Source organism: Methylobacterium sp. FW102-HT35C08 (assembly GCF_058790235.1).
On sequence record NZ_JBYTCL010000002.1, the window covers coordinates 1,449,664 to 1,473,332 of the forward strand.

Sequence of the window (23,669 nt, forward strand, 5' to 3'; positions counted from 1 at the left end):
CGTCATGACCTCGCATGTTGCCGGAAACGACGGAGAGCGTCGCTCTGCCGGGACGCGCGCGCCCGCGCATTCGGGCCGTCCTCGGAATCGGGCGCGCGGGGGGAGGCGACGAGCGACCGGATGGTCGGTCTCGCGAACAGGTCGATGATGGTGAGATCCGGCGCCAGAACCCCGCGAAGCGCTTGATGGATCGCCATCAGCTGAAGGGACGTGCCGCCGAGATCAAAGAAGTTGTCCTCGACACCAACGGCGTCGATCCCGAGCACGCGGCGCCACTCTCGGGCGACGCGTTCCTCGTCCGGCCCCCGCGGCGGAACATAGGGGCGTCCGAGGTTGGGGCGGGTCCGCGCCGGCTGCTGGAGCGCGCGGCGGTCGACCTTGCCATTCGGTCCGAGCGGCAGCGTCGGCAACGCGATGACAGCACTCGGGATCATCGCGGCCGGCACACGCTGCGCGAGCGCTGTGCGCAGGCGTTCGGGCGCGGTTTCCGGCGACTCGAGCACCACATAGGCGACGAGGCTCTTGCCGCCGCCCGTGTCGGCCTGGACGACTGCGGCGGCGTCCCGGACGCCCGGCAGGCGGCGCAGGGCGGCGTCCAGGCCCTCAAGCTCGATTCTGTGGCCGTTGATCTTCACCTGGCCGTCGACGCGCCCCAGGAACGCGAGCGTTCCGTCGGGACGCTCGCGGACCAGATCGCCCGTCAGGTAGAGCCGCGCCCCGGGTTCGCGGGAGAACGGATCGCTCACGAAGCGCTCGGCCGTGAGATCCGGCCGGCCGAGATAGCCGCGTGCCAAGCCGTCTCCGCCGGCGCAGAGTTGGCCGACGGCGCCGCGCGGCAGCGGCTCGAGCCGGCGGTCGAGGATGTGGGCGCAGGTATTCGCGATCGGCCTGCCGATCGGGACCGTCTCGGCCGGCGGGAACCCGCGCGGTACCGTGTAGCAACAGGTGAAGGTCGTGTTCTCCGTCGGTCCGTAGCCGTTGATCAGTCGACAATGCGGAAGTGCGTCGAGGGTCTGTCTGACGTGGCGCGGCGACAGGACGTCCCCGCCGGCGAGCAGCTGACGCAGGGAGGCGAGGTCTCCGAGCGGGCCATCGGCCATCAGGTGGAAGAGTCCGGCCGTGAGCCAGAGCGTGGTGACGCCGTGGTCCCCGACGGCGCGGGCGATGGCGTCGACGGTGGTCGGGCCCGCCGGCATGACGACGAGCTGGCCACCGTTGAGCAAGGGCCCCCAGATCTCGAGGGTGGCCGCATCGAAGGCCAGCGGGGCGAGCTGAAGGACGATCTCGTCCGGACCAAGCGCCGCGAAATCGGTGTTGATCACGAGCCGCGCGATACCGCGATGCGGGACCATCACGCCCTTCGGCCGTCCGGTCGTGCCCGAGGTATACATGACGTAGGCAAGATCCTCCGCAGCACCCGGTCCCGGCAGCGCCTCGCGCGACGCGGGGAGGGGGGCGGGATCGTCGAGCCAGAGCGTCGGGCAGGTCCATAAACCCCCGTGCGCCCGCCCCGCGGCGAGACCGCGCCTCGAGACGACGACGGCTGGGTCGCTGTCGGCGATCTGCAGCGCGAGGAGTTCGTCAGGGTGAGCCGGGTCAAGGGGGACGTAAGCGGCACCGGCCTTGAGCGCGGCGAGATGGGCCACGATGGCGGACCCGGACCGGTCCAGGAGCAGGCCAATGCGCGCGCCCGGTTTCGCGCCCAGGCCGATCAGGCACCGTGCCAGGGCGTCGGCCTCGGCATCGAGCTCACGGTACGTCCACGTGCGCGTGCCCTCCCGGATCGCCACCGCGTCCGGACGAAGCCGGACCTGGGCCGCGAACAGGTCCGGAACCGTCGCGTCGCGCGGATACGGCCGTCGTGCGCCCATGCCGCTGGCGACCCGCGCGTCGCGATCTTCGGGGCTCAAGAGAGGCAAGCGAGCGACTGGCGTGTCGGGCGCGGCGCAAGCGGCCTCCAGAAGCCACCGCAGCGCAGCGAGCCAGCCCGCAAGACCTTCCGCATCGAGAATTCCGGCCGCCCCGGACGCCGTGACCCGGTACTCCGCCGTTCCCCGTTCCACGCGGAGATTCAGGCTGTCCGCCGTCCACCCATCGCCCGCCAGCTCGATCAGGATGCCTTGCCGAGCACGCGAGACAGGTCCTGCAGCCTCGATGCGCGCCTGAACCGCGTCGCGGACAGCGATCCAGGTCGGATCGTCCGAGATGTCCGTCTCCAGCTCGACGCCTTGCTCCGTGTCGCTCCCGCAGATGCGGAGACGCACCTGCGATGCCCCGGTGTAGCGATGGAAGACGGCGCTCGCCGCGGCGCAGAGCGACGCCAGCACCGCAGCGGAGGAGGAACCCCGCAGATCCGGCGCCGTGAGAAGCCGCTCAGGCAGCACACATGCCGCCGATCCGGGTCCTGCCGTAAATCCGTCCTGAGAAGCCTCGGCGATGCGCAGCGCACCTTCAGCGGCCATCGAAGACTGCATGCTCTTGGCCTTGAGATGATGGACTATAATGTGAGGCCAAAGCCCGACGGGCGACCTTCCTAACGTTATAATTCGATTCTCCGTTGACTTTAATCAATCTCAGGCCGTCGCTTCGAATGATAACTGCGAGACCCGAATAAATGCGGCTTGAATTCCAAATCACCGGCGAGGTTCTACCCTGTGGCAGGCCGATTTAGATGGTCAGATCGCTGGTTTATTTGTGCAATGCAAAAACCGAAGCGAACGCCACTTCAAGCCGACACTTGCGATGCCGTTGCTTGCAAATGTGTAGCGCGATCTGCTCGGATGTCATTCACGGCACCTACCGAATCGGCCGATGAAGCATTTCTGGCTGATGGACAAGCAACTTGCGAAGATCGCACCGCATCTGCCGTCTGAAACGCGCGGCAAAGCACGCATCGATGACCGGCGGATCCCCAGCGGCATCGTCCACGTGCTGAAAAGCGGGGGTCGCTGGAGCGATGCTCCACGCGAGATCGATGAGCCGAAGATTAGGCAAACGTACGCTGATAAATGACGGTCGATCTTCGAAAAAGGGGCGCTCATGTTGTCATTAGATCGCATAAAGGATTTTCCAATCTTGTTCCATGCTCGGCGCGCGCGGTATAGGCGGCGCTTCATGCATGAAGAAGCGGGATCATTCTGGGGAGTATATGATACCATTGACGAGGCAAAAGAGGGCATTGAATCTGCTTTGATATCGGATTACAGCGACGAAAACCTTGTTGATTTAAATTCAGATCGATTCAAGACAATCCATCTATTCGATTGGCCGGTAATTTTTTATCTAAAAAATCTCATTGTAGAGCAAAAATTGCACTCACTTGTAGATTTTGGCGGCCATGTTGGCGCCAAATATGTCGCTTATCGCGAACTTCTCGACCTTCCCAAAGAATTTAGCTGGCATGTGGTGGACTTGGCGCCCATGGTCTCCAAAGGAAGGCGAATCTTTACGAAAAATAGCGCACCGCATCTGTCATTTTCGGAAGAGATAACACCGGAAACACGAGCCGACATCCTACTCTGTTCGGGGTCCTTGCAGTATTGCCCTTTTACAATCATCGATGTTCTAAGTAAATTCTCATGCAAGCCCGCCAATATAATCCTAAATAAGATGCCGTACTGTAGAAGCGGCGCCTTTGTAACGTTAGAAAATTTTGAGAGAGTTAAGGTTCCTTACTACATATTCGACCGCGACAAGCATGATGAGCAATTGAGAAACGCCGGGTACGATCTTGTTGCCAGATGGCGCTTGCCATACAGAGATTTCAATATCCCTTATGCAGTTCCAGGACACAGGATCAAAATGTTTGGTGAGATTTGGTCGAAGAGTGACAACGTCGCAATCAACACTGGTGAGAAAAGAACTATTTAGACGAACGCATCTGCCGATTTGCGATTCGGCAATAACCGGGCCGCCTTCGTACGAGAGAGATGGGACATTCAGGGGCTCAGCGGCTCCGCAATCCCGAGATCCTGATCTTCATCACGTCGCCAGATCGGATCACGCCGCTCCATTTTGACGCCGAGGTCAATTTCCTTGTCCAGATCGCCAGCTCCAAGAACCTGTGGGTCTGCGATGCGAACGACCGCACGGTCACGACCGAGGCAGAGCTTGAGGTTTATCATGCCTTCGACATCCCGGCGGACCATTACAGGCCGCGGGTAAATACCGAGGCGCACCATTTCTCGCGATCCAGGTGATACCATTCATTTAAACTGGAACAAACATTAAGACGATACCGTATCAACGTCCTGCGTCGAATCAATCATCGCGCGGGATGTCTGTGCGTAATCTGACAACTAAATCCGCATTTTCTGTCCTATTCCCAAGTTTGATAAATATCATTGCTTCGGCACACACTTGTACAACAATATCAGCTCGTGAGAAGGAGAATACCGATGACGACGGTGCAAAAGGGAGAGGCCGCCACCGTTCACTGGGCGACGCGCGAGCCTGTCGAGGTCTGTCGGCGGGCCCTTCACCGTGAGCCGTTCCGGGCAACCCACCCGTTGGCCGCACATCCGCTCTTCACGATCGACGCCTTGATGCGCCTCGCGCGTGAGGTGAGTAAGCGCAAGGGTGATCTCTACTTCGACGCGGGCGACGTCAGCATCGACGACAAATGGGGAAAGATCCCCGTGCCGGACCGACCGGTGACCGACGTCATCGAGCGGATCGAGAGCGCTGGCGCCTGGATCGTCATGAAGCATGTCGAGTTGAACCCGGCCTACGCTGCGGTCCTCGCGGACTGGGCCGCCTTCGTACGGGACGTGGCAGGACCTTCAGGGGCTCACCTGCTCCGCAAGCCCGAGATGCTGGTCTTTATCACCTCGCCCAATCGGGTCACGCCGTTCCATTTTGACGCCGAGGTCAATTTCCTGGTGCAGATCGCCGGATCCAAGGATCTGTGGGTCTGCGATCCGAATGATCGCACCGTCACGACCGAGGAGGAGCTTGAGGTTTATTATGCGGGCGACATCGCGGCAGGCCACTACAAGCCGAGGGTCGATATCGAGGCACAACATTTTCAGCTCGATCCCGGCGATGCGGTTCATATCCCGACCCACGGTGCCCACTGGGTCAAGAACCACGACAATATCTCGATCTCGCTGAGCCTCAATTTTGAATTCCCGGCCTGGTACCGCGCCGACATCTACCGGGCCAATCACTATCTCCGGCGCCTCGGCGTCACGCCACGCGGGCCCGGCTGCTCCGTCCTGAGCGATCGCGCCAAAGCGGCCACGGGGGCGGCGATCCGCCTGACCCGGGATGCGCGGAGGCGCCTGGTCTCGGGTGCGCGGGCCTGAGCGGCGCGCGGCAGGACGATCTGCACGGATCGTCGTCGCGGGCGATGTTCAGCGACGGCGCACGTGCGATCCGATCAGGGTCTGAGCCCCGGCAGGGACGCGGACACCTCCTTGCCGCGGCTCGCGTCTTCTTCCCGTGTTTGTCGTTTCCCGCGCAGCAGGTTCGCGATGGCACGGCTGTTCTGGCTCTCGGATGGAGCCTCGGGCGCGGCGCGAGCCGCACGGGCAGCCGGGCAAACCGCCGGTCGATGATAGGCCGGTGATCACCGGCATCCTGCATGTGCCGAAGGTCGGCTGCCGCTGCCAGGTCACGCCCTCCGCCGACGGCCCACACACGACGATCGACAGCCACTCCAACAGGTGGTCTCAGCGCGGCGTGGCAGCCTCTGTTTGCCAGGATCGCAGTTGCAGGCCCCGTCCCGGACGCGTCGATGCTCGACGCGCTCCCCGTGAAAGCCCACCGTTCGGCCGCAGGCGGAAAAGAGGGCTTGGAGCCGAGCCATCGGGCGCTCGCGCGGCGTCACGAGCAACATCCATTGCTTGGCCGATGGTCGTGGCCGACCGGTTGCGTTCGCCCTGACACCCACAATGGGGCCGACATCACATGGCACTGCCCCTGTTGCGGGCCTTGGTGTCGCCCGAGCGCCTGAGGAATTGCCGGAAGAACCACCAGGTTGACCACCCTGCCGTCCACGGCCACCCGAACGGTTCTCTGCAAGCACACAGCCGAGCCGCAGGCCGGCGGCGCAATCGGATCGTGCGCCTGTGTTTGGCCGCCTCAAGAACTGGCGGCGCGTCGCGAGCCGTTGTGACCGCTTGTCGTGCAACGACCGCGCCGCCGTCGCGCGCGTTTCCTGTGTCATCGCATGGGCCTGGATGAGGCCCCTGACGAGCTGAGCAGCAGGTCCGCTTCCTGTCCGTTCCGGTTGCAGGTCTCCGGCTTGCCGACACGGTGAACGCGGCCCTGCAAGGTTCCGCAATCGGCTGCCTTCTGCCGCTCACCCGGACCGCGCATAACGTCCGCTCACCGGCGCATTGACCCGCGGCCGGCCCGACGGCCGTCACGGGAGTGACGCGGCCAGGCAGACGCGGCTGAGCAGACGCGGCTGAGCAGACGCGGCTGAGCAGACGCGGCTGAGCAGACCTGGTGGTGGGCCCCGCCGCTCGAAGGCATAAGATTTCAGACAGGACCCGAGATTAACCGCCTATTTACCAAAGTAATCGCGAGATATATTGATCGATTTTTCAAGATTACCAATTTCAGCGTGAGGTGGAACCCTCACTGCGGTCGGATAGTTGTGCCCGAGACGGATAGAATCGGTACCAGCTTTGCAAACAATCATACAGAGCTGAGGCTACGAATGCCCTGGAACAGTCGCTGGATGCGCGTGCTGGTCGGCGTGCTCCTCCTCAGTGCTGCCATCCTTGCTGTCCTACCAAGCTTCACGGGCTACACCAGCCTCGACGGCACAGTGAACGCCCGCTTCGCCCTCGTCTCGGCGCCCATCGAGGGCGTCGTCTCCGATACGCCACCGAAGGTCGGCACGGCGCTGCCCGAGGATACCTCGGTGTTCTTCATCAACAACGACCGCATCGCGCGGACCGCCGAGGCGCAGCTGGATGCAGATCTGGGCGCATCGAAAGAAAAGCTGCGCGCTCTGGAAATGCAGGCGAAGGACCTGTCCGCGCTGAAAACCGATCTCGTGGGCCGCCTCAAGGAATATCAGCAGGCGAGCATCACGAGCATCCAGCAAGAGATCGTCATCCGTCAGCAGCGCATCGCAACGGCGCAGGCGAACAAGACGTCCGCCGAGGCGGACCTCGCGCGCAAGCAGACGCTGGGCGCGACCGGCGTGGTGGCCGGCAGTTCGGTCGAGCAGGCCCGCGCCGCCTCGGTCGGCGCCAGCAGCGAGCAGAACATCGCCAAGGCCGAACTGGAGCGGCTCCAGCGCCAGCTGGACGCGCTCAAGCGCGGCACCTTCGTGGGCGAGGGCCGCAATGACGTGCCCTACTCGCAGCAGCGCACCGACGAGGTCACGATCCAGCTTGCCAACGTCGAGGCGCAGATTCGGATCGAGAAGGCGCGCACCCAGCAGTTGAGCCTCCAGCTCTCCTTGGAGCGCTCCCGCAACGACCGGCTCTCCTTCGTCGCGGTGCAGATTCCCTTCAAGGGGGTGATCTGGCGCAACAACGTCGTGGCGGGCTCGAACGTGCTGGTCGGCAACGAGTTGATGCGCCTGCTCGACTGCCGCGACCTGTTCGTGGACATCCTCGTGGACGAGGTGAACTACGATGAGATCAAGCCGGGCGACAGGGCCGACGTGCGGCTGCTCGGAACGTCCCAGGTGATCGGAGGCCGGGTCGTGTCGGTGCGCGGGTCGGCCGCCGCCGTCGAGGAGACGGTGCTGGCAGCCATCCCGCCGCAGAGCCGGGGCAAGAACGCGCGCATCCGGGTCGCGCTCGACCCGAGCGATATGCAGACCGACTACGCCAACTTCTGTCAGGTCGGCCGCACGGTTCAGGTCCGGTTCGCGCGTGCCGGATCGTCCCTGCAAACCGCGCTCGATCCCATCGTGAACTGGGTGAAGGGCCTGTGGTTCAGCATCTCGTAAACCTCGGGCCGACGCTGTTCGTCGCGGCCTTCTTCTTCCTCTTCACCCTGAACTGGCCCCGGGACCGCACGTGGACGCGCGCGATCACCTGCACCTTCGTGCTGCTTGTCGCCGTGCGCTATCTCGGGTGGCGCTTCTTCCACACCGTGCTGCCCTACCAGGCGGACCGAAGCTTCGGCTTCTTCTGGACGTGGTTCGTGTTCTGCGTCGAGATCGGCGCCTTCGCCGACATCCTGCTCTTCCTCGTGGCGATGAGCCGCTACGTGGATCGGCACGCCGAGGCTGACCGCCTGGAGCGCGATTTCTTCGCCCGCCCCTCCGACGGCCTGCCCACCGTCGACGTGTTCATCCCGACCTACAACGAGCCTCTGGACGTCCTGGAACGGACCATCGTCGGGGCTCTCGCGCTCGACTTCCCGCGCGACAAGCTGAAAGTCTATGTCCTCGACGACAAGCGCCGCGACTGGCTGCGGGAGTATTGCGAGTCGAAGGGCGCGATCCACGTCACGCGCCCGGACAACAGCCACGCCAAAGCGGGCAACATGAACAACGGCCTGACGGTCTCGTCGGGTGAGTTCGTCGCGATCTTCGATGCCGATTTCGTTCCCTACCGCAACTTCCTGCGCCGCACGCTGCCCTTCTTCCAGGATCCGACCATCGGCATTGTGCAGACGCCGCAGCACTTCTTCAACAAGGACCCGGTGCAGTCGAACCTCAGTCTCGAGAAGGTCTGGCCCGATGAGCAGCGGCTGTTCTTCGATGAGATGGCCACATCGCGCGACGCCTGGGACGTGAGCTTCTGCTGCGGCTCCTGCTCGATCGCTCGGCGAAGCGCCATCGACGCGATCGGCGGCTTCCCGCACGATTCGATCACCGAGGATCTGCTCACCACCCTCGCGATGCTCAACAGGGGCTACAAGACCCGATACCTCAATGAACGGCTGTCGATGGGTCTCGCGGCCGAGAACCTGAAGGGCTACTTCGTGCAGCGCGGGCGCTGGTGCCGGGGCGGCATCCAGACGATCTACCTCCATAACGGCCCGCTGCGCGGTCCCGGCCTCAACCTCTTCCAGCGGGTGATGTTCATCCCCCTGTCCTGGTTGGTGCAGTACACCGTCCGCTTCGTCATCCTGATCGTGCCCGCCATCTACCTATGGACCGGGGCGGCTCCGCTCTACTTCACCGGCACGGCGGACATCGTGCGCTACCAGCTTCCCGTGCTGGTCGGCTATTTCCTGCTGATGGGCTGGCTCACGCCGACGCGCTACCTGCCCCTGATCTCCTCGGCCGTCGGCACCTTCGCGACCTTCCGCATGTTGCCCGTCGTGCTCTCCAGCCTGATCAAACCGTTCGGTGTGCCGTTCAAGGTCACGCCCAAGGGCTCGGGCAACGAGGAATCCGCGTTCGACGCCTACACGTTCTTCTCGATCGCCTTCTGGATCGCGGTCACGTCGCTGGGTCTCATCGTCAACATCGTACCCGAATGGTCGCGCATCGGTGAGGGCGAGTTCTCGGTGGTCTCGGCCTACTGGGCCGTGGTCAACATCGTGGTCTTGATGATCGCATCGCTGATCTGCTTCGAGAAGCCGCGCCCCCTCGTGGAGTCGTTCTCCACCAACGAGCGCGCGCTCGTGCTCGGGGTGAGCGAGACGTACCGTGAGGCGCGCATCGTCAGCCTCTCGCTGGAGGGAGGAATCGCGGAGTTCGCCACGCCCCCGGACCTGCGCAGCGGCGAGCATATGTGGATCGAGATGGACGCGTTCCCGCACCTGCGCTGCAAAGTCGAGAAGGTCGTACAGTCGGAGGCGGGCAAGCCTGTCTGCGTGAAATTCAGCTACACGCTCGACGGCGCGTGCCGCGACCGCATGATCGTCAAGCTCTACACGGGCCGCTACAGCCAGGACATCCACGACCTCGACAAGTCCGCCATCGCGGGCGGGGTCTGGTCGCGGATGTTCGGTCGGAGCGCGCAGGCCGCCTAGCGCGTCCTCGTGCCGAGCGGCGCGTAGGCGCGGACGTAGTCGATCTGGTAGACCGCCGGGAACGGCGTGGTAACGTCCGGCCTCCCCGGCCAGTCCCCGCCGACCGCCAGATTGACCAGGATGTAGAGCGGCTTGTTGAGGTCGCTCGGCGGTGTCGTCGTGTAGACGGGCTGGCCGTCGAAGGACCACGTTATCTTGGAGGCTTCCCACAGCACGCCGTAGGTGTGGAAGGCTGCCGAGGTTTCGGGAACCTTGGCCGATCCTTGCGCCTGGGTATGCGTGCCTGTGGCCTGCGAGTGCACGGTCATGAAGATGGTCGCAGGGTCGTGACCCAGCATCTCCATCGCGTCGAGTTCAGGCGGCCAGGAGCCATCGGCCGGCAGCATCCAGAAGGCCGGCCAGATGCCCTGACCCGCCGGCAGCTTCGCACGCATCTCGAAGTAGCCGCCCTGCTGCGTGAAGGCGCGATAGGTCGTGAGCATGCCCGAGGTGTAGGCGTAGCCGTTGATCAGGGGGCGGAGCTTCGGATCGGCGGGGGCGGCGATCAGGGTCAGGATCCCGTTCGAGACGGACCAGGGCCTCACGGAAGCCGTCGGCGCGTAGCGGGCGTCGATGTACCATTGCTGCTCGTGGTTCGACGCGAGGGTGACGCCATTCTTGCCCTGAGACCACCAGTAGGTCGTGTCCCATGTGCCGCCGCTGCCGTCCCAGAGACTGAGCGTATCGAACTCATCCGAGAAGGTTAGTTTTGCTGTATGGGCCAGATCGGAGGGATCGATGCTGATCGTGTCGTCTCCCATCGCAGGTGTTTGCACATCCAGACACGCAAGCGCGACGACGGTCCACGCGGCCCGGGCCGTCAAAGCCGCGCGGTGGGGGAGGGCGGACTTGCAAAGGCCCGATGACATCCTTTTCCCTCCCGCGCTGGCCCGGACATCGATCAATGTCCGCGCACGTAAGGTCCTCATCGCGATGCGCACCGCAAGATGCGGAAGCCGCACGGCCAGTGCTGGATGGTGAGGGCGTGGGGGAGGATCCCGCGATGGGGCGCGGAGCAGCCCACGTCCAGACCCGCACCCGGAATGGCTCGGCGATGTCACGATCGCTGAGCAGCTCAAGCGGATATCGGGGGACCGCCTGGACGATCGGCGCACCGCGCACTGGCAGCCCTTGACGTCACCTTCGGGCCGGCGCTCCGGCTCGGTGGAGACGGACCCGAGGACCATGAGCGGCCCGTGGGATTGGCGGCACGATCTCGGCTCGCATCCCGAACCTGGACCCGGAAACGTCGTGCCAGCCCCCGGCGATGGATGAAAACGTTCTAGTTGGGGTAGCTGCGAGCAGACGTCAGGCAAACATTCTGGGCTTCACCAGTCGATTTAACTTGACCGCTCTTGGAGAGCTGAAGCGCTTTCTCCCCGGCATCCCACGAGGCGCGGGCAATTTCGGCCCGTTCACGGGATGAACACGTCCCGATGGTCACATCAGCGCTGATACGTTCTTCCGTCGTTTTCAGAAGATCGCCGCCGCGCCCCGTGGCTGACTTGAAATTCCCGAGACATGTATTCGCAATATGGAGCTGGACATTGCAAGCCGCGAAGGCTCCATCGGCTACGCCCGTCAGCGCGCCGAGCATCAAGAGACCGCCCGATACATATGCGAACGCCACAGAGACTCTCCCGTCGATGATGCCAAGGCGAAACCTTGGGACGGACAGCCTATACTGCGCGACAAATATCCAGAGCGTGAAAGTTCGGCACCCTGTTGACCGGCGACAGAATTTAAAGTGCGCGGCGTTAGCGGTTGATAAATGGCGCCCTCTCGTAAGTTGATCCAGAATGCGATCGGCGCGCCAAGACGTTAGTCGAAAAGGCGCGCAGGTGGCGTCCCTCGAGAGCTCATCGACAGCCCCGGGACTGCCTAGGCCAGAAGCGGGCCGGCCGCGTCCACCGTGGACGGTTGGCAAACCAGTGAGGCGGGCGTTGCAAGCGGTCGTCAGGAGCCTTCCACACAGGCCCGCCCTCTCGGAACGTCAGACCTCCTCTGCACGTCCGGGCCGAAACCGGGCCGCGGTCCCATTCGATCAAGCTGCCTTGCTCAGCCTCGGTATGCTGCCGCGCGCTGCGATCCGGTGTGGCGCCCGAAATGTATCCGCGTCGTGCCGACGGTGGGCGACGTTGGTCCGGCGCGGGCGCGCAACATTCGACACGGGTCAGAGGGGATGGGGATTTTCCCCTGAAGCCGCCTGCCTGAGCGGGCAAGTCCCGGGAGACGGTCATGGATGTCACCAGACGGATCTTCGCCGCAGGCGCTGCAACGCTCCCCTTTGCCGGCTCGGGACTGCCCGTAGCCCGGGCGCAGAGCACGGCACAGGACGCACCGCTCATCGGCCCCCACGCGGTCGCGGATCCCCTCGCGATGGCGGTGGACGCCTACATCTACGGCTATCCGCTCGTCACGATGGAGATGACGAGGCGCGTGCTCACCAACGTGGCCGCGCCGGAGGGCAAGGGCGCCCCGATGGGCCAGTTCGCCAATATGCGCGCGTATCCGGACGCGAAGTTCCGGGCTGTGACCGCACCCAATGCCGACACGCTCTACTCCAGCGCCTTCGTCGATCTCGGGACGGAACCGCACCTTCTCAGCATCCCGGAGGAGGACGGTCGCTACTACCTCATGCCGATGCTGAGCGCCTGGACGAACGTCTTCGCCGTGCCGGGCAGGCGTACGACCGGAACCGGGCCGCAGACCTACTTCATCGCCGGACCAGGCTGGAGCGGCAGCGTGCCCTCCGGCGCCAAGCTGATCCAGGCGCCGACCAACCTGATCTGGATCCTCGGCCGGACCTACTGCACGGGCACGCCCGAGGATTACAGGGGCGTGCACGCGCTTCAGGACCAGTACCGGCTCATCCCGGCGAGCGCGGCCGGCAAGCCGTACACCCCGCCGGCAGGCCGGGTCGATCCGAGCGTCGATACGAAGACGGCCGTGCGCGAGCAGGTCAACCGCATGGACGCGGCGACCTACTTCAACCTGCTGGCTACTCTGATGAAGGACAACCCGCCGGCGCTCGCCGACGGGGTTCCGGTCGCCAAGATGGCCTCGCTCGGCATCGTGCCGGGCCAGCCCTTCGATCCGTCAGGCCAACCGCCCGCGATCCGCGAGGCGCTCGAGCGGGCACCGAAGGAGGCCATTCCTCGGATCATGGGCCACCTGAGGGCGACGGGCAGCCACGTGAACGGCTGGACCTTCACGACCGAGGGCGGCGATTACGGCAAGGATTACCTGCAGCGCGCCCTTGTCACTGCGGTGGGACTCGGCTGCAACCTGCCGCAGGACGCGGTCTACCCGCTGGCCACGGTCGATGCCGCGGGCCGGCGGCTGACCGGCGCCTCCACGTACGTGATGCGCTTCCCCGCTGGCGAATTGCCGCCCGTCAACGGGTTCTGGTCGCTGACGATGTACGACGCGGACTATTTCTTCGTCGAGAACCCGATCAACCGCTACTCGGTCAGCCCGCGCGACGATCTCAAGGCGAATCCGGACGGCTCGGTCGACCTTCTCATCCAGGCCGAGAGCCCGGGCGCCCAACGCGAATCCAACTGGCTGCCAGCGCCGAAGGGGCCCTTCATCCTGATGCTGCGCACCTACTGGCCGAAGGACGCCCTGCTGAACGGCTCCTGGGCACCGCCGCCGGTCACCCGCAGCTCCAGCGCCACGCTCTGAGCTGGCCGGCTCGGATCGTCCGGGGCCGTCGACAGGTCTCACCCCTCGCCGCGACGGCCACGGCCCCAGGCGCGGGCCTGGGCGGCGCGGCGCCCCAGCGCCCAGTCGGGCGAAGGTCCGCTTCCGCTAGGAAGGCAGGCCCGCGGGACCAGGGCCTGTCGTCACGTGAGGTGATCGAGGGCAGCGGCGAGGCAGGGGATACCGCTGCAGCGGGCGGCGGCTTTCTCGTCGCGCGCGGCAATGGCCCGCCACGCCTCGGGCTGTGCCCCGGCCTCTCGAACCTGCTGCCGGAAGCGATGGCTGGAATAGCCCCGATCCACCGCGCCCCCTTGGAGCACGCCCGGCAGGCGATCGAGCTAGGTCAGCGCGTTGGGTCATGGGCCTGCCCCGGCGCTTCGGCCGGCCTGCTTCAACCAGAGGCTCCAGAACGGCTCATTGCGTGTCGCTCAGCAACGTCCCTTCCGAGATTGGAGGCGCAACGCGTGCTCCGCCAGAAGGGTCAGGCAGCGACAGAACTGAGGCCGCCGCGCCAGCAAAATCGAGCTCAGTTCCTGATTTTACTGGCGCGCCCTACGGGAATCGAACCCGTGTTTTCGCCGTGAAAGGGCGACGTCCTGGACCGCTAGACGAAGGGCGCACTGGTTGGGCCGGCGTTCTATAGTCGGAGCGGGCGCGGCCGGCAACCGCTCATGCGCGGCAGAAACCAGGTTTGACCGCGCGCCGGGTTGCGGCGATGGAGAAATATGCCACAGCCCACCCCTCGCATGACCCTCGTCCTCGGCGGGGCGCGGTCCGGCAAGAGCGCCTACGCGGAGGGGCTGATCGAAGCCTGCCCCGGCCCGTGGCTGTATCTCGCCACCGCGCAGGCCTTCGATGACGAGATGATCGACCGCATCGCTCAGCACCGCGCCCGGCGCGCCGGGGCCTGGCGCACCCGCGACGTGCCGCTCGCGCTCCCGGAGGCGGTCGCCGCGTCCGAAGGGCCGGTTCTGGTCGATTGCCTCACGCTCTGGCTCACCAATCTGATCCTGGCGGAGGCCGACGTGGCGGACGCGACGGCGCGGCTGCGCGCCGCCTGCGCCGCCGTGCGGGGTCCACTGGTGCTGGTCGGCAACGAGGTCGGGCTCGGAATCGTCCCCGACAACGCCCTCGCCCGGCGCTTCCGCGACGCCGCCGGCCGCCTCCACCAGCACCTCGCCGCGCAGGCCGACCGGGTCGTGCTCACCGTGGCCGGTCTGCCGCTGGTCGTGAAGCCGCAGGCCTCCGATCGAGCCCCTGACGCAGGAGTCTCCCCATGAGCGACGATGCCGCCCGCCACCGCGAGAAGATGGAGAAGCGCAAGGCCGTTCAGGACGCCGAGGTGGCGGGCAAGACCCTCGAGAAGGGCCTGCTCATGGTCCATACCGGCCCCGGCAAGGGCAAGAGCACGGCGGCTCTGGGGCTGATGCTGCGGGCGCTCGGCCGCGGCTGGCGGGTCGGCATGGTTCAATTCATCAAGGGCGGCTGGGATACCGGCGAGCGCCACGCCGTGGCGACCTTCGGCGACCGGGTCGTGTGGCATACCCTCGGGGAGGGCTTCACCTGGGAGACCCAGGACAAGGCCCGGGACATCGCCGCCTGCCGCCATGCCTGGGACGTCGCCGAAGGCCTGATGGCCGATCCCGCGATCCGCCTGCTCGTCCTCGACGAGCTGAACATCGCGCTGCGCTACGACTATCTCGACCTCGACGCGGTGCTGGCCGCGCTGACGCGCCGCCGGACGGACCTCCACGTGGTCGTCACCGGCCGCAACGCCAAGCCGGCCCTGATCGAGGCCGCCGACCTCGTCACCGAGATGGGCAGCGTCAAGCACCATTTCGCCGCCGGGGTGAAGGCGCAGGAAGGAATCGAGTTCTGAGCCCGCCGCGCGCGAAGGCCCTGATGATCCAGGGTACCGGCTCCGATGTCGGCAAGTCGCTGATCGTGGCGGGGCTGGCGCGCGCCTTCACCGAGCGGGGCCTGAGGGTCCGGCCGTTCAAGCCGCAGAACATGTCGAACAACGCCGCCGTCACCGCCGACGGCGGCGAGATCGGCCGGGCGCAGGCGCTCCAGGCCCGGGCCGCCCGGGTGTCGCCCTCCGTGCACATGAACCCGGTCCTGCTGAAGCCGCAGAGCGAGGTCGGCTCCCAGGTGGTGGTGCAGGGCCGGATGGTCGCCACCGTGAAGGCGCGCGACTACCAAGCCTGGAAGCCCCGCCTGATGAGCGCCGTCCTGGACAGCTTCGCGCGGCTCGCGGACGAGGCCGATCTGGTCCTCGTCGAGGGCGCGGGCTCGGCCTCCGAGGTCAACCTGCGCGCGGGCGACATCGCCAATATGGGCTTCGCCCGGGCCACCGACACGCCGGTGGTGCTGGTCGGCGACATCGACCGGGGCGGGGTGATCGCGAGCCTCGTCGGCACGAAGGCGGTGATCGATCCCGGCGATGCCGCGATGATCGCCGGCTTCCTCGTCAACCGGTTCCGCGGCGATCCGAGCCTGTTCGCCGACGGCATGCGGCTGATCGCCGAGAAGACCGGCTGGGCGGCCCTCGGCCTCGTGCCGCATTTTCCTGACGCGGCGCGCCTGCCAGCCGAGGACGTGCTGGGCCTGGCGGGCTCGGACGCGCGCGGGCCCGGCTCCGTCACGGTTGCGGTGCCGGTGCTGCCACGCATCGCCAATTTCGACGACCTCGACCCGCTTCGGGCCGAGCCCGGCATCTCCGTGGTCCTGGTCCGGCCCGGCACGCCGATCCCTGCCGAGGCCGCCCTCGTGCTGCTGCCGGGCTCGAAGACCACGATCGACGACCTGGAGGCTTTTCGCCAAGAGGGCTGGGACATGGACCTGCGCGCCCATGTCCGGCGGGGCGGCCGGGTGCTCGGCCTGTGCGGCGGCTACCAGATGCTCGGGCGCACGCTCGCGGATCCGCACGGGATCGAGGGCGCGCCGCGCACGGTGCCGGGCCTCGGGCTCCTCGACGTCGAGACTGTGATGACCCCCTTGAAGCGCCTCGCCGCGGTCACCGGCACGAGCCTGCCCGATGCCGTGCCGTTCTCGGGCTACGAGATGCATATCGGCGCGACCGAAGGGCCCGACGCGGCCCGGCCGCTGCTGCGCTTCGCCGACGGGCGCCTGGACGGGGCGGTCTCGGCGGACGGGCGCGTGGCCGGGACCTACGTGCACGGCCTGTTCGCCGACGATTCCCAGCGGGCGGCGTGGCTCGCGCGCCTCGGGTCGGCCTCGGACGGCGCCGGCTACGAGGCTGGGGTCGAGGCGGCGCTGGACGGCCTCGCGCGACACATCGCGGCCCATGTCGACTGCGACCGCCTCCTGGCGCTTGCCCGGTAGGCGCGGCCTGAGCCAGGGATTACTCTGTGTAATGCCGGTCCCGCCGCGAAGGGCCGCACGCGCCCAGAGGAACGCCCCATGCCGCCCACGCCATCCCCCGTCGGGGAAGATCTCGCCGCGAGCACCGTCCGGACCGTGACGCTGCGGCTGATGCCGCTGCTCGGCCTGCTCTACCTGATCGCCTATATCGACCGGCAGAACGTCTCCTACGCCAAGCTGGAGATGGTTGGCAGCCTCGGCCTCAGCGAGACCGCCTACGGGCTCGGAGCCTCGCTGTTCTTCCTCGGCTACTTCCTGTTCGAGGTGCCGGCCAACGTCTTCCTGGAGCGGGTCGGCGCGCGGATCTGGTTCGCGCGGATCATGATCACCTGGGGGATCGTCACGGTGCTCCTCGGCTTCACCCAGGGCACGGCGATGTTCTACGTGCTGCGCTTCCTGCTCGGCGCCGCGGAGGCCGGCTTCTTCCCCGGCGTGCTGTTCGCCCTGACCCTGTGGTTCCCGCAAGCACACCGGGCGCGGATGATCGGCTGGTTCATGATCGCCAGCGCGGTCGCCAACGCGGTCGGCGCGGCGGTCGGCGGCGCGCTGCTCGGCCTCGACGGGCTCCTCGGCCTCCAGGGCTGGCAATGGGTGTTCCTGGCCACCGGTGCGCCGGCGATCCTCATGGCCGCGGTGGTGCTGGTCGTCCTGCCCGACGGGCCCGAGACCGCGCCCTGGCTGTCGCAGGCCCAGCGCGACTGGCTCGCCCGCACGCTGCGCACCGAGCGCGAGGATGGCGGCCATGTCGACCACGGCAACCCGTTCGCGGCGCTCCTCGACCGGCGGGTGCTGATGCTCGCCGGGGTCTACGTCTCGCTGCCTCTGGCCGCCTACGGCCTCGGCTACTGGCTGCCGACCGTGGTCAAGGGCTTCGGCGTCTCGAACCTGACGAACGGCTTCCTCAACATCATTCCCTGGATGGCCACGGCCTTCGCCCTGTGGTGGGTTCCGCGTCACGCCGCCCGCACGGGCGCGGAGGGCAACGCGCTGACCTGGCACGTGGTCGGGCCGGCTCTGGTCGGGGCGGCCGGGCTCGCGCTCAGCGTCGTCCTGCCGGGCAACGCGGTGAAGTTCGCCTGCCTGTGCGTGGCTGCGGCCGGGACCTTCGCGGCCCAGCCGGTCTTCTGGTCGATGCCCGGGACCTTCCTGCGCGGCGCCTCGGCGGCCGCCGGGATCGCGGCGATCAACTCGGTGGGCAATCTCGGCGGCTTCGTCGCGCAGAACGCCGTACCGTTCATCCGCGACCAGACGCAGAGCAATCTCGTGCCCATGCTGTTCCTGTCGGCCTGCCTGGCCGTAGGCGCCGGCCTGATGTTCGTGGTGCTCTCGGCCCTGCGCCGGGACGCGGCACGGCGGGCGGTTCCGACGGGCGCGCGGCCTGCCTGAACACGGGACGGCTTCGCGCGTTATCCTTCCTCACGCCGGAGTTTCCGGCACAATAATGCGGACCCGCGAGGCTGCGGGGCTCTGCTGAGGAAGGCACCGCGATGAGCCAGGGATTCCCGCTTCTGATTCTCGCCTTCGGCACGCTCGGCGCCGTCTGGTTCCTGGCCGCCGCGGCGCGCAAGCAGGTCGCCGACGCGAAGGGCAGCCCCGAACGCTCCAGCGTGATCCACCATCACGGCGACACCCCGCGCCCGAATATGCCGGGTACCGAGCACTGAGGACGCGTCAACCGGCGGCGATCCGTCGGCAATGGTCGAGGGCGGCGCCGATCAGGTTGTCGCTGGCCTCGGGCGTGCGGAACGCCGAGTGCGCCGACAGGGTGACGTTGGGCAGGGCCGCCAGCGGGTGATCGGCCGGCAGCGGCTCGACCGTGAACACGTCGAGCCCGGCCCGCGCCACGCGGCCGCCGCGCAGGGCCTCGACCAGGGCGGCCTCGTCGAGCACCGCCCCGCGGGCGGTGTTGACCAGCATCGCGCCGGGTTTCATCGCGGCGATCCGCGCGGCCGACAGGAAGCCGCGGGTCTCGTCGGTCAGGAGCAGGTGGAGCGACACCACGTCGCTCTCGGCGAGCAGGTGCTCGAGCGCGACGAAGTCGACACCCGGATGCGTTCGCGGGGTGCGGTTCCAGGCGAGCACCCGCATGCCGATGCCGCGGCACAGCCGCGCCATCTCGGCGGCGATCCCGCCGAACCCGACGAGGCCGACGGTCTTGCCGGTGAGCTGGATGCCCTCCGTGCGCAGCCAGGATCCGGCGCGCATCGCCCGGTCCATCTCGGGCAGGCCCCGGGCGGCGGCCCACATCAGCGCGAAGGCGCATTCGGCGACCGCCGTGTCGCCGTAGCCCTTGATGGTGTGGACCGCGATGCCGCGCTCGGCCGCGAGCGCCTCCGGGTCCATGTAGCTGCGCGCGCCGGTGCCGAGGAACACCACGTGCTTCAGGCCCGCGCAGGCCCGGGCCACGTCGCCGGGGAGGGCGGTGTGGTCGATCACCGCGATCTCCGCCCCGTCCAGGATCGCGGGCAGGTCCTGCGGCGTGATGCCGGGATCCGCGTGGATCGCGAAGGGCGGATCGTCCGGCCGCAGCAGCCGCCGGGCCACCGCCGCCAGGGTCTCGCTGGCATCCACGAACACAGCGCGCATCGGCGTCTCCCTCATCCAGCCCCGTCCGGCCACGATGCGTCCGGTGCGCGGGCCGTGCCAAGGCCCGATCGGGGAATGTCACCGTCTTTGCGAGCGGCGCGAAGCAAGCCAGGGCAGCGGGCTTTCCGTCAGCGTGGCGCAGCTGGATTGCTTCGCTTCGCTCGCAATGGCGGTGTGGCTCAGCCCGCCAGGGTCAGGCACAGCGCGAGGAGCGCCAGCACGAGGCCGCCCTGGAGCCAGCAGGCCGTCCGGTAGAGCGCCAGCGCCCGGGCGATGTCGTCGGCCGCGGCCTCGGCGCGGCCGTCGCCCATATGGGCGTCGGGGACGAGGGTGCCGTCGTAGACCCGCGGCCCCGCGAGCCGCAGGCCCAGCGCCCCGGCCATGGCGGCTTCCGGCCAACCGGCATTGGGCGAGCGGTGATGGCGCGCATCGCGCACCATCGCCCGGAGCGCGCCCCGGGCGTCGGCGCCGCGCAGGGCCGCCGCCCCGGCGATCAGCAGGCCGGCGAGCCGCGCGGCCGGCAGGTTCACGCCGTCGTCGAGCCGGGCCGCCGCCCAGCCGAAGGCGGCGTAGCGCGGGGTGCGGTGGCCGATCATGCTGTCGGCGGTGTTGATCGCCTTGTAGAGGGCGCCCCCGGGCAGCCCGAGACAGCCGATCCAGAAGGCCGGCGCCACGATCCCGTCGGAGAAATTCTCCGCCAGGCTCTCGATGGCGGCGCGGCACACGGCCGGCGCGTCGAGGCGCTCGGGGTCGCGCCCGACGATCATCGCCACGGCTCGGCGCCCGGCCTCGAGGCCGCCGTTCCGCAGGGCCTGCTCCACGGCGGCGACGTGCTGGTGCAGGCTGCGCTGCGCCGGCAGGCTCGCGCAGATCAAGCCGAGGAGGAGCACGGCGGGGAGGGGGCCGATCAGGGTGCCGACCAAGAGGCCGGCAAGTGCGGTGAACGCCCCGGCCAGCGCGCCCACCACGGCGAGCAGGAGGGCCAGCGCGACGCAGCCGGCGATCCGGCGGCGGCGTTCGGAGCCGCGGTTGAGACCGCGCTCCAGGGCGGCGATCAGCCGGCCGATCCAGGTGACAGGGTGACCGGCCGCCCTGTAGAGCGCGTCGGGATAGCCGGCCGCCGCCTCGATCCCGAGGGCGATGGCGAGGACGGCGAGCGTATCGGCGAACGTACCGGGCAGATGGACCATTCGGTGTGGAGCGTTCCCGCGCGTGAGGTCGCCCCGATCGCGCATGGCGGCGATCTCGGCGGGCTGCGAATGGCCTATCCCGACGCGCCGGAGCCCTGGCTGGACCTGTCGACGGGGATCAACCCGGTCCCGTATCGTGTGCCGCCGGTGGAGGCCAGCGCCTGGACGCGGCTGCCCGAGGCCGCGGAGGTTTGGGCGCTCCGAGAGGTGGCCGCCGCGGCCTACGGCGCGCCGGACGCGGCCCATGTCGTGCCCGCCCCCGGCACGCAGATCCTGATCGAGACCCTGCCCCGGCTCCTGGCGCCGAGCCGGGTCGCGGTGCTCGGCCCGACCTATGCCGAGCACGCCGCCGCCTGGGCGCGGGCCGGCCACGCCGTGGACGAGGTCGCGGCCGTCGCGGGGCTCCGGGACGCCCAGGTGGCGGTGATCGTCGATCCCAACAACCCGGACGGGCGAACCTTTTCGGGCGCCGAGCGCCGCGCCCTGGCCGGTACGCTGCGTGCCCGCGGCGGCCTGCTGGTCGCCGACGAGGCCTTCGCGGACCTGGAGCCGGTGGAGAGCCTGTGCCCGCACGTCTCCGCACCGGACGTGGCGCCGGGTCTCGTGGTGCTGCGCTCCTTCGGCAAGACCTACGGGCTCGCCGGCCTGCGCCTCGGCTTCGCGATCGCCGATCCCGCCACGGCGGTCCGGATCGCCGCGGCGCTGGGCCCCTGGGCGGTGTCGGGTCCCGCCCTGGCGATCGGACGCGCGGCCCTCTCGGACGCGGCGTGGCGCGCGCAGGCCGCCCGGGACCGCGCGGCGGACGCGGCGCGCCTCGACCGGATGATCGCCCGGGCCGGCGGCCGGATCGTCGGCGGCACGAGCCTGTTCCGGACCGCCGACTTCCCCGACGGGCCGGACCTTTTCCGGCGACTCGCGGCGTCCGGGATCGCGGTGCGGCGCTTCGCCGAGCGCCCGGAGCGCCTCCGGTTCGGCCTGCCGGTCGGGAAGGGGGCCTGGTGCCGGCTGTCGCGGGTGCTCAGGTAGACCGCACGCCCGGCGGGTGCGGGTCGCGCGCCGCCACGATCACGGCCAGCGCCGAGAAGGCGAGGCCGACCGTGCAGACCCCCGCCCAGCCGAACAGCAGGAAAGCCTGCGAGCCGGCATAGGCGCCGAGCGCCCCGAACACGAACAGGGTGGTGAACAGGACGGTGTTGATGCGCCCCCGCGCGCCGGGGACCAGCGCGTAGGCCCGGGTCTGGTTGGCGATGAGCGCGCCGTTCATGCCGATATCGATGAGCAGCACGCCGAGCGCCACCGCGATCAGCGACCACGTGCCCCCGGCCCAGAGCACCAGGAAGGAGAGGGCGACCAGCAGGCTGCCGCCGAGCACCACGGGCTTCGCCCCCCGCCGGTCGGTGAAGCGGCCCGAGATCGGCGCCACGAAGGCGCCGCAGACGCCGATCACCCCGAACAGCCCCGCCCCGGCGGCGGAGAGCCCGAAGGGCGGCCCCTCCACCAGCAGCGCCAGCGTTGCCCAGAAGGCGTTGAAGGCGGCGAACAGCAGCGCCTGCGACAGGCTCGCGGTGCGCAGGACCGGCTGGGTACGGGCGAGATGGAGGATCGACAGCATCAGGGCGCGGTAGCGCAGCGGGTGCGTCTGGACCGTGTGCGGCAGGGTCGCCCGCGCGATGCCCGCCATGGCGAGCGCCAGCAGAGAGGCGACGAGGAAGACCGGCCGCCAGCCGAGATGCGCGCCCAGGAAGCCGCTCGCCGTCCGGGCGAGCAGGATGCCGGTGAGCAGCCCGGTCATCACCTGGCCGACGACCCGGCCGCGGCTCGCGTCCGGGGCGAGCTCGGCCGCGAACGGCACCGCCTGCTGGGCCGCGCTGGCCAGCACGCCGACCACGAGGTGCGCCAGCGCGAGGCTCGCGAGGTTCGGGGCGAGGCCCACGGCCAGCAGCGCCACCGCGAGGCCGAGGCACTGCCACACGATCAGGGCGCGGCGCGGCAGCGCGTCGCCGAGCGGCACGAGCCCGACAATGCCGAGGCCGTAGCCGACCAGCGCCGTGGTGGGCACCCACAGGGCGGCGCGGTCGCCGAACTCGGCCACGATCAGGCCGAGCAGCGGCTGGTTGTAGTAGATGTTGGCGACGGCGCCGCCGGCGATCAGCGTCAGGCCGAGCCGGGCCTTCGCGTCGAGGAACGTCGTCACGGCTGGATCGGGAACAGGCAGGCGCGCCGCCGCGGGTAGGCCATGGTTGGGTCCGTGTCCGGAAGAAGCTGGCAGGGAGAATGGGGCAGGGCGCGAGCGATACGGGCAGAGCGCGCCGCCCGGCAAGCCGCGGCGGCGCATCCCTGCCGGCACGCTCCATCGCGCCGCAGGCCCTTCACCCGGGCCGGCACCGCACCATATGCCATCGACGCGGCTGACGCCGTCCGCATGCGAGCGGCCGCCGCAGGTCACGTCCAGGGCGTCGAGCCGATCCAGGTTCCGCACCGGATGACGAGCGAGAGGGCGGTTTCGTTCCGTGCGGACGGATCCGGGACCGCTGCAGCAGGGAGTACGGGATGCCGAACTACCGCGTCGACTTCGCCAAGGAGATCCTCGGGGTGCCGTTCACGATCGGCTCGGTCGAGATCACACGGGCGCGCGATCCCGAGCGCGCCCGCCGCGCCGCCGAGCTCCGCTTCGCCCGTCAGCACGGCGTCGGCGACTGGCGGGAACGGGCCGACCTCGCCACCGTGGCCGAGCGGCTCTGAGCCACAGCCCGTCACAGGACCTTCATCCCGGCCCGACAGGATGGGGCTTCCGCCATCCGCGACGCTCAAGCTCTGGTCGCGGACGGCGCGCCGCCGTAGAATGTCCCCCAGGATCGGGGGGCT

At 68.1% G+C, this 23,669-nt stretch carries 19 protein-coding genes, 1 tRNA gene and 2 pseudogenes; 14 read left to right on the forward strand and 8 right to left on the reverse strand.

Translation table 11 applies throughout. The features are described from left to right. Positions 1-2: 2 nt before the first annotated feature. Positions 3-2,384, reverse strand: coding sequence for a non-ribosomal peptide synthetase (locus AC3WSN_RS07000; protein WP_492536890.1), 2,382 nt, complete (start codon positions 2,382-2,384; stop codon positions 3-5). Positions 2,385-2,811: 427 nt separating this feature from the next. On the opposite strand from AC3WSN_RS07000, the pseudogene AC3WSN_RS07005 reads away from it, so the two are divergent. Together AC3WSN_RS07005 and AC3WSN_RS07010 are read left to right on the forward strand one after the other, a co-directional pair. Further along, positions 2,812-2,970, forward strand: a pseudogene (locus tag AC3WSN_RS07005) (transposase); the annotation flags it as partial. Between the two features lie 144 nt (positions 2,971-3,114). Further along, complete coding sequence (locus AC3WSN_RS07010) at positions 3,115-3,870, forward strand: methyltransferase, TIGR04325 family (protein ID WP_492536891.1); 756 nt, start codon at positions 3,115-3,117, stop codon at positions 3,868-3,870. A 68-nt stretch (positions 3,871-3,938) separates the two neighbouring features. Here AC3WSN_RS07010 and AC3WSN_RS07015 read toward each other — a convergent pair whose 3' ends face one another. Beyond that, complete coding sequence (locus AC3WSN_RS07015; protein WP_492536893.1) at positions 3,939-4,181, reverse strand: hypothetical protein; 243 nt, start codon at positions 4,179-4,181, stop codon at positions 3,939-3,941. A gap of 363 nt (positions 4,182-4,544) precedes the next feature. On the opposite strand from AC3WSN_RS07015, the gene AC3WSN_RS07020 reads away from it, so the two are divergent. The 4 genes and pseudogenes from AC3WSN_RS07020 to AC3WSN_RS07035 all read left to right on the forward strand — a co-directional run bounded on the left by AC3WSN_RS07020 (position 4,545) and on the right by AC3WSN_RS07035 (position 9,900). Next, on the forward strand, positions 4,545-5,306 hold the full coding sequence (locus tag AC3WSN_RS07020) for a cupin-like domain-containing protein (RefSeq protein WP_492543029.1): 762 nt from the start codon (positions 4,545-4,547) through the stop codon (positions 5,304-5,306). Positions 5,307-5,474: 168 nt separating this feature from the next. Continuing rightward, positions 5,475-6,203 (forward strand): annotated as a pseudogene (locus AC3WSN_RS07025) (IS5 family transposase). Positions 6,204-6,667: 464 nt separating this feature from the next. Next, positions 6,668-7,918, forward strand: a complete 1,251-nt coding sequence (locus tag AC3WSN_RS07030; protein ID WP_492543031.1) for an HlyD family secretion protein — start codon at positions 6,668-6,670, stop codon at positions 7,916-7,918. After that, positions 7,900-9,900: a glycosyltransferase family 2 protein gene (locus AC3WSN_RS07035; protein ID WP_492536894.1), complete on the forward strand. Its 2,001-nt coding sequence runs from the start codon at positions 7,900-7,902 to the stop codon at positions 9,898-9,900. The genes AC3WSN_RS07030 and AC3WSN_RS07035 overlap by 19 nt, the downstream gene beginning before the upstream one ends. Here AC3WSN_RS07035 and AC3WSN_RS07040 read toward each other — a convergent pair. Continuing rightward, positions 9,897-10,700, reverse strand: a complete 804-nt coding sequence (locus AC3WSN_RS07040) for a glycoside hydrolase family 16 protein (RefSeq protein ID WP_492536896.1) — start codon at positions 10,698-10,700, stop codon at positions 9,897-9,899. The two genes, AC3WSN_RS07035 and AC3WSN_RS07040, sit on opposite strands and share 4 nt — an antisense overlap. Before the next feature lie 521 nt (positions 10,701-11,221). After that, complete coding sequence (locus AC3WSN_RS07045) at positions 11,222-11,569, reverse strand: hypothetical protein (protein WP_492536898.1); 348 nt, start codon at positions 11,567-11,569, stop codon at positions 11,222-11,224. Positions 11,570-12,177: 608 nt separating this feature from the next. Here AC3WSN_RS07045 and AC3WSN_RS07050 point away from each other — a divergent pair. Continuing rightward, entirely contained in the window at positions 12,178-13,626 is a 1,449-nt protein-coding gene (locus AC3WSN_RS07050; RefSeq protein WP_492536900.1) for a DUF1254 domain-containing protein, read from the forward strand. 561 nt (positions 13,627-14,187) lie between these two features. Here the strand turns inward: AC3WSN_RS07050 and AC3WSN_RS07055 are convergent. Then, positions 14,188-14,263 (reverse strand) — tRNA-Glu (locus AC3WSN_RS07055). Positions 14,264-14,390: 127 nt separating this feature from the next. Here AC3WSN_RS07055 and cobU point away from each other — a divergent pair. From cobU to AC3WSN_RS07080, 5 genes are all read left to right on the forward strand, one after another. Then, on the forward strand, positions 14,391-14,924 hold the full coding sequence (cobU, locus tag AC3WSN_RS07060) for a bifunctional adenosylcobinamide kinase/adenosylcobinamide-phosphate guanylyltransferase (protein ID WP_492536902.1): 534 nt from the start codon (positions 14,391-14,393) through the stop codon (positions 14,922-14,924). Continuing rightward, a complete protein-coding gene (gene cobO / locus AC3WSN_RS07065) occupies positions 14,921-15,523 on the forward strand; it encodes a cob(I)yrinic acid a,c-diamide adenosyltransferase (protein ID WP_492536904.1) in 603 nt (200 codons plus the stop codon). The genes cobU and cobO overlap by 4 nt, the downstream gene beginning before the upstream one ends. Positions 15,524-15,546: 23 nt before the next feature. Continuing rightward, positions 15,547-16,989, forward strand: coding sequence for a cobyric acid synthase (locus tag AC3WSN_RS07070; RefSeq protein ID WP_492536906.1), 1,443 nt, complete (start codon positions 15,547-15,549; stop codon positions 16,987-16,989). A 78-nt stretch (positions 16,990-17,067) separates the two neighbouring features. Further along, positions 17,068-18,414 (forward strand): MFS transporter, encoded by a 1,347-nt coding sequence (locus AC3WSN_RS07075; RefSeq protein WP_492536908.1) that lies wholly within the window; start codon positions 17,068-17,070, stop codon positions 18,412-18,414. Between the two features lie 101 nt (positions 18,415-18,515). Next, on the forward strand, positions 18,516-18,692 hold the full coding sequence (locus tag AC3WSN_RS07080) for a hypothetical protein (RefSeq protein ID WP_192709404.1): 177 nt from the start codon (positions 18,516-18,518) through the stop codon (positions 18,690-18,692). Between the two features lie 7 nt (positions 18,693-18,699). Here AC3WSN_RS07080 and AC3WSN_RS07085 read toward each other — a convergent pair whose 3' ends face one another. Next, the gene (locus AC3WSN_RS07085) at positions 18,700-19,614 is read right to left on the reverse strand and encodes an NAD(P)-dependent oxidoreductase (RefSeq protein ID WP_192709405.1); all 915 of its coding nucleotides are present in this window, start codon (positions 19,612-19,614) and stop codon (positions 18,700-18,702) included. A 179-nt stretch (positions 19,615-19,793) separates the two neighbouring features. Beyond that, the gene (gene cbiB, locus AC3WSN_RS07090; protein WP_492536911.1) at positions 19,794-20,804 is read right to left on the reverse strand and encodes an adenosylcobinamide-phosphate synthase CbiB; all 1,011 of its coding nucleotides are present in this window, start codon (positions 20,802-20,804) and stop codon (positions 19,794-19,796) included. Here cbiB and cobD point away from each other — a divergent pair. After that, on the forward strand, positions 20,796-21,830 hold the full coding sequence (gene cobD / locus AC3WSN_RS07095) for a threonine-phosphate decarboxylase CobD (protein WP_492536913.1): 1,035 nt from the start codon (positions 20,796-20,798) through the stop codon (positions 21,828-21,830). The genes cbiB and cobD overlap by 9 nt on opposite strands. On the opposite strand, the gene AC3WSN_RS07100 is transcribed toward cobD, so the two are convergent. Then, the gene (locus AC3WSN_RS07100; protein WP_492536915.1) at positions 21,823-22,998 is read right to left on the reverse strand and encodes an MFS transporter; all 1,176 of its coding nucleotides are present in this window, start codon (positions 22,996-22,998) and stop codon (positions 21,823-21,825) included. The genes cobD and AC3WSN_RS07100 overlap by 8 nt on opposite strands. A 356-nt stretch (positions 22,999-23,354) precedes the next feature. Between AC3WSN_RS07100 and AC3WSN_RS07105 the strand changes: the two genes are divergently transcribed. Next, positions 23,355-23,546, forward strand: coding sequence for a hypothetical protein (locus AC3WSN_RS07105; RefSeq protein WP_192709409.1), 192 nt, complete (start codon positions 23,355-23,357; stop codon positions 23,544-23,546). Positions 23,547-23,669 lie beyond the last annotated feature (123 nt).

What these genes read in the sequence shown, in the direction of transcription:
- AC3WSN_RS07010 (WP_492536891.1), top strand. Translation starts at nt 3,115, where the DNA reads ATGCATGAAGAAGCGGGATCATTCTGGGGAGTATATGATACCATTGAC.
- AC3WSN_RS07015 (WP_492536893.1), bottom strand. Translation starts at nt 4,181, where the DNA reads ATGGTGCGCCTCGGTATTTACCCGCGGCCTGTAATGGTCCGCCGGGAT.
- AC3WSN_RS07020 (WP_492543029.1), top strand. Translation starts at nt 4,545, where the DNA reads ATGCGCCTCGCGCGTGAGGTGAGTAAGCGCAAGGGTGATCTCTACTTC.
- AC3WSN_RS07030 (WP_492543031.1), top strand. Translation starts at nt 6,668, where the DNA reads ATGCCCTGGAACAGTCGCTGGATGCGCGTGCTGGTCGGCGTGCTCCTC.
- AC3WSN_RS07040 (WP_492536896.1), bottom strand. Translation starts at nt 10,700, where the DNA reads ATGGGAGACGACACGATCAGCATCGATCCCTCCGATCTGGCCCATACA.
- AC3WSN_RS07050 (WP_492536900.1), top strand. Translation starts at nt 12,178, where the DNA reads ATGGATGTCACCAGACGGATCTTCGCCGCAGGCGCTGCAACGCTCCCC.
- cobU (WP_492536902.1), top strand. Translation starts at nt 14,391, where the DNA reads ATGACCCTCGTCCTCGGCGGGGCGCGGTCCGGCAAGAGCGCCTACGCG.
- cobO (WP_492536904.1), top strand. Translation starts at nt 14,921, where the DNA reads ATGAGCGACGATGCCGCCCGCCACCGCGAGAAGATGGAGAAGCGCAAG.
- AC3WSN_RS07070 (WP_492536906.1), top strand. Translation starts at nt 15,547, where the DNA reads ATGATCCAGGGTACCGGCTCCGATGTCGGCAAGTCGCTGATCGTGGCG.
- AC3WSN_RS07075 (WP_492536908.1), top strand. Translation starts at nt 17,068, where the DNA reads ATGCCGCCCACGCCATCCCCCGTCGGGGAAGATCTCGCCGCGAGCACC.
- AC3WSN_RS07080 (WP_192709404.1), top strand. Translation starts at nt 18,516, where the DNA reads ATGAGCCAGGGATTCCCGCTTCTGATTCTCGCCTTCGGCACGCTCGGC.
- AC3WSN_RS07085 (WP_192709405.1), bottom strand. Translation starts at nt 19,614, where the DNA reads ATGCGCGCTGTGTTCGTGGATGCCAGCGAGACCCTGGCGGCGGTGGCC.
- cobD (WP_492536913.1), top strand. Translation starts at nt 20,796, where the DNA reads ATGGACCATTCGGTGTGGAGCGTTCCCGCGCGTGAGGTCGCCCCGATC.
- cbiB (WP_492536911.1), bottom strand. Translation starts at nt 20,804, where the DNA reads ATGGTCCATCTGCCCGGTACGTTCGCCGATACGCTCGCCGTCCTCGCC.
- AC3WSN_RS07105 (WP_192709409.1), top strand. Translation starts at nt 23,355, where the DNA reads ATGCCGAACTACCGCGTCGACTTCGCCAAGGAGATCCTCGGGGTGCCG.